The 5,173-nt window shown below is 63.4% G+C and carries 3 protein-coding genes, 1 pseudogene and 1 riboswitch; of the genes and pseudogenes, 2 read left to right on the top strand and 2 right to left on the bottom strand.

Going from position 1 to position 5,173, the window contains the following annotated elements:
* On the bottom strand, positions 1-872 hold an 872-nt coding region (locus HP499_RS20470; RefSeq protein WP_172325969.1), incomplete at its 3' end, for an ACT domain-containing protein.
* A gap of 151 nt (positions 873-1,023) precedes the next feature.
* The gene (gene mscL / locus HP499_RS20465) at positions 1,024-1,482 is read right to left on the bottom strand and encodes a large conductance mechanosensitive channel protein MscL (RefSeq protein ID WP_172325968.1); all 459 of its coding nucleotides are present in this window, start codon (positions 1,480-1,482) and stop codon (positions 1,024-1,026) included.
* A gap of 215 nt (positions 1,483-1,697) precedes the next feature.
* A riboswitch (glycine riboswitch) is annotated at positions 1,698-1,796 on the top strand.
* A 159-nt stretch (positions 1,797-1,955) separates the two neighbouring features.
* Here mscL and gcvP point away from each other — a divergent pair.
* Entirely contained in the window at positions 1,956-4,829 is a 2,874-nt protein-coding gene (gcvP, locus tag HP499_RS20460) for an aminomethyl-transferring glycine dehydrogenase (protein WP_172325967.1), read from the top strand.
* An 11-nt stretch (positions 4,830-4,840) separates the two neighbouring features.
* A pseudogene (locus tag HP499_RS20455) lies at positions 4,841-5,173 on the top strand (glycine cleavage system protein T); the annotation flags it as partial.

Below are 5,173 nucleotides of genomic sequence, written 5' to 3'. Positions count from 1 at the left end.
GCAGCCGGAGTGTGCGCCAAAATCTCCGCGAGCTCAGCCAGCCGGTGTGCACGCGCGGACTCTGCGGGCGAGAACGGCTCACCTGGCCGCGAAAAGACCAACGGACCGTGCCAGGCCGTTGGGATCTTGAGGATGTCAGTTGAAGGCCCGACGCCGGTAGCCGCCTGGGGTGCGGACCGCTCGGGGTCCATCGGGACTACTTTGGCGGAAAGAAGTTCGGCCACAGCGAGTGGAAGTTCCTGCGGGTTTACGGCCACACGGGTGGCGAGGCTCAGTGCTTTGGTTTGACCGTCGGCCATGGCCAACGCGGTGGTGGGCCAAACGTGCCACTCAAGCCCGCCGCCGTCGTGCAGTGCCTTCAAAAGATCCAGCTCGGTGACTTCACCGGGGGCAGAAAGGACGAATTCATCCATCACCGTTCCGCCGGGGTCTGTGGCGGCATGGCCAGTCCCAGTGATGGGGTGGACGTGAAGGCTGAGGATGTTGCTGTTCAGCTTGGCCAGGGCGTGGGTGACTTTTTGCAGCGACCCCGGCTGATCAGGCAGTACGGTCCGCGCGCGCCACAAAGAAGGTGCCATGTTCAAAGTGCGTCGGTGGCGGAGGGCCGGCGCGTGCAACCATCGCCGGAGAACCTTGGAGGCCGAAGGCTCGGCCACCCAGATGACCAGCACGGTGGCGGTGACCGCGAGGAGCAGAACCTTGGCCACATAGGGCAGCTGGGTTCCCACCACGGCCGCGTGAACCAGCAGTTCAATGGGAAGCATCACTGCAATGTTCGCAAGAGTGAGCCGGGCCTTGGGCGGTTCGGGCAGCTGACCGCAGGCATCACAAAGGAGGTCCGCGGTGACGGGAGTGCTCGGGTTGCGCTTCATGATTTCATGCTGCCCTGCCACTGTTTCGGGCCGATTGCCTGAGCGTCACGTTCCGGGGGCGGGCAGGTTTCTGCGGATGCGCCATAACGCAAGAACCCGGGGTCCTCGTGGGAGAACGCCGGGTTCCGGCCAAGCAGCTTGGATGCTGCGCTTAGCGGGTGCGGTCGGAATCGAAGTCCGGGTCCGAGGCCTGGCTTGCGTTGCGGGCGGCTGCGGCATCCTTGAGGAGATCGCGGATTTCGGCAAGAAGGGCGGTGTCCGCAGGCAGCGGCTCTTCCTCGGGTTCCTCAGTGGAGAGGCGGTCCTTGACCAGGGAATTGATCTTGTTCATGGGCGCCACGAAGATGAAGTACACCACGGCAGCAGTGATCACGAACGTCACCAGTGCGGTCAGCACGGCGCCGAAATCGACGAACGTTGCCGGGTTGTTCTCCCAGATTTTGAAGCCCAGGCCCTCGGCATTCATGCCGCCGGCGGCTGCGATCACGGGATTGATGATGTGGTTGGTGAAAGCTCCGACGAGTGCAGTGAATGCACTGCCGATAACTACGGCGATAGCCAGCTCGATCACGTTGCCGCGAAGTATGAAGTCCTTGAAACCCTTGAACATGGATGGTCCTCCGAATAGGTGCAATGTCTGCCTCCAGCAGAGATCAAACTACCACTCGGTGGTTTCCAGCTGGTGTACCCGGGATGTGGAAGAGGGTTGGCGGGAAGGGGCCGGGATGTGGAAGAGGGTTGGCGGGAGTAGCTGCACCTTGCTTGCGCTTTTTCGAAACTACCCGCTATGGTGTGAAGCGTGTCACGAAAGTGATGCAACGCTTTTGATCTGCGGCGGGAGAGTCCTGCCGGTACATCCAGTCAGGCGCCGTAGGAGCAAATCCTCCCCAGGAATCTCTCAGGCCCATGTACCGCCGCGGTTAGGCAACTCTGGAAAGCAGTCCGGGTAACCGGGCTCACCGACGGTGCAAGCAGGCGGCATGTGGAAACACGGTCTGCGGAATCTCTCAGGTCCAATACAGAGCGGGGAGGAACCCCACATCATCGTGGCGCTCACTGGGCGCCTGAATCATGGAGTTCCTCTTGACTGTTCAATCAACCCCCACCGCCTTCGCGGACCGGCACATCGGCGCCCGCCGTCAAGCCGACGTTGACACCATGCTCAAGGCCATCGGCTACGACTCTGTCGACGGCTTGGTAGATGTCGCGGTCCCCGATTCCATCCGCCAGGAAACGGCCCTGAAGTTGCAGGACGCCCTCACTGAGGTGCAGGTCCTCAGCGAGCTCCGGAAGCTCGCATCCAAGAACAAGACCGCCATCCAAATGATCGGCCAGGGCTACTACGACACCGTGACGCCGCCGGTGATCCGCCGCAATATCCTCGAAGCTCCCGCCTGGTACACGGCCTACACGCCGTACCAGCCCGAAATTTCCCAGGGCCGTCTTGAGGCGCTGCTGAACTTCCAGACCATGGTGCAGGATCTCACGGGGCTGCCGGTTGCCAACGCGTCGTTGCTGGATGAAGCGACCGCCGTGGCCGAGGCAGTGCTGCTGATGCGCCGCGCAAACAAGAACAAGACGGTCAAGGACGGCAAGACTGTCCTGGACGCCGACCTCCTCCCGCAGACCATCGCGATCGTCAAGGGCCGCGCCGAGGCCCTCGGCTTCGAGGTGGAAATTTCCGACCTCAGAGACGGCCTTCCCGACGGCGACATCAACGGCATCGTCCTGCAGCAGCCAGGTGTTTCGGGCCGTGTGTTCGACCACTCCGGTGTCATTGCTGAAGCGAAGGAACGCGGCGCACTGGTCACGGTTGCCGCGGATTTGCTGGCGCTCACCCTCATCACGCCCCCGGGCGAACAAGGTGCGGACATCGCCGTCGGAACTGCGCAGCGCTTCGGCGTCCCGCTGTTCTTCGGCGGCCCGCATGCGGCCTACATGGCCGTCCGCGAAGGCATGGAGCGCACCCTTCCCGGTCGCATCGTTGGTGTTTCCAAAGACAACGCCGGCGTCCCTGCTTACCGCTTGGCGCTGCAGACCCGCGAGCAACACATCCGCCGCGAGAAGGCCACCTCCAACATCTGCACGGCGCAGGCACTGCTGGCGATTGTGGCTTCGATGTACGCGGTTTACCACGGCCCCGAAGGCTTGAAAGCGATCGCAGAGACCGTTCACGGACATGCCCGCACGCTCGCAACCGCACTGCAGAAGGCAGGCCGCGAACTCGTCTCCGATGCCTTCTTCGACACCCTCACCGTCCGTGTTCCCGGCAAGGCAGACAAAGTCATCGCCGCTGCCGAAGCCCGCGGCATCAACCTGCGTCTCATCGACGCGGACACTGTGGGCGTTTCCCTTGATGAAACCACGACGCCGGAGGTCCTCTCCGCGGTTGCCGTCGCCTTTGGCGCCGGCCCGGTCGGGGACGCGGCCGGGTTCGAACTGCCCTCCGGGGTAGTCCGCACCTCCGATTTCCTGCAGCACCCGGTGTTCAACACGCACCGTTCCGAGACGCAGCTGTTGCGCTATATCCGCAAGCTGTCTGATCGGGACCTCGCGCTGGACCGCACCATGATTCCGCTGGGTTCGTGCACCATGAAGCTGAACGCCACCGCCGAGATGGAAGCCATTTCCTGGCCGGAGTTCGCCTCGATCCACCCGTTTGCTCCGGACCACCAGACTGCGGGTTGGCGTGAACTGATCGAGGATCTGGAAGCTGACCTCACGGAGATCACCGGCTACGATCAGGTCTCCATCCAGCCCAATGCCGGGTCTCAGGGAGAGCTCGCGGGGCTCCTCGCGATCCGTGGCTACCACCTGTCCCGCGGCGATGAGCAGCGTAACGTCTGCCTCATTCCTGCCTCCGCCCACGGCACCAACGCGGCGTCCGCTGTGCTGGCCGGCATGAAGGTTGTTGTAGTGGCCACAGCTGCCGACGGCACCATTGATCACGCCGACCTGACCGCCAAGATCGAGGCCAATAAGGACGTCCTGTCCTGCATCATGATCACCTACCCGTCCACACACGGGGTGTACGACGCCGACGTCCGCGAAGTTTGCGATGCCATCCACGCAGCCGGCGGCCAGGTGTATGTTGACGGCGCCAACCTGAATGCACTGGTTGGGTTGGCCCAGCCGGGCAAGTTCGGCGGGGACGTGTCCCACCTGAACCTGCACAAAACCTTCTGCATCCCCCACGGTGGCGGCGGTCCGGGCGTTGGTCCTGTGGCGGCGAAAGCCCACTTGGCCCCGTTCATGCCGGGCGACGCGAATAAAGCGGCACATGAAGACGGGCACGGCGTGGCCATTTCCGCTTCGCGCTACGGTTCTGCCGGCGTGCTGCCGATTTCCTGGGCGTACGTGAAGCTCATGGGTGGTCAGGGGCTGACGGAAGCAACCAAGTCGGCTCTTTTGGCCGCCAACTACGTTGCTTCCCGGCTGGATGAGCACTTCCCGGTTTTGTACACCGGCGAAGGTGGCCTCGTGGCGCACGAATGCATCCTGGACCTCCGCGAACTGACGGCCAGGACCGGCGTCACCGCTGAGGATGTTGCAAAGCGACTGATCGACTTCGGCTTCCACGCGCCCACCCTGGCGTTCCCGGTTGCCGGCACTCTGATGGTGGAGCCCACGGAATCCGAGGACCTCGCCGAGATCGACCGCTTCATCGAGGCCATGATCACCATCCGTGCCGAGATCGAGCAGGTAGCCGGCGGTGATTTCACTGTTGAGAAGTCGCCGCTGCGCAACGCACCGCACACGGCTGCCGCCGTCGTGAGTTCCGCGTGGGACCGCGACTACCCGCGCGAGCAGGCCGCGTTCCCCGTCCACCATCTCAAGCAGGACAAGTACTTCCCGCCGGTCGGCAGGATCGACGGCGCCGCAGGTGACCGCAACCTGGTGTGCTCCTGCCCGCCCCTCGAAGCGTTCGAGGACAACACTGCCGACGTCGAAAACTAAGGACTGCCCACATGTCTGAGAATTACACGGCTCTTTATGAGCAGCACAAAAAGGCCGGCGCTTCCTTCACCGACTTCGGCGGCTGGCAGATGCCGCTCAAATACTCCTCGGAGTTGGCTGAACACCACGCCGTCCGCAAGTCCGCTGGCCTGTTCGACCTCTCCCACATGGGCGAAGTGTGGGTGTCCGGCCCCGACGCAGCTGCGTTCCTGGACTACGCGCTGGTGGGCAAGTTGTCCGCGTTGGCCGAGGGCAAGGCCAAGTACTCGCTGATCTGCAACGCCGACGGCGGCATCATCGATGACCTCATCACCTATCGCCGGCCCTCTCCCGAAGACGGCGTG

It is taken from the genome of Paenarthrobacter sp. CM16, assembly GCF_013179505.1.
In the GTDB taxonomy this organism is placed as follows: domain Bacteria; phylum Actinomycetota; class Actinomycetes; order Actinomycetales; family Micrococcaceae; genus Arthrobacter.
The sequence above is the reverse complement of the archived record's forward strand: the minus strand, read 5'-3'. Positions and strand labels throughout refer to the sequence as shown.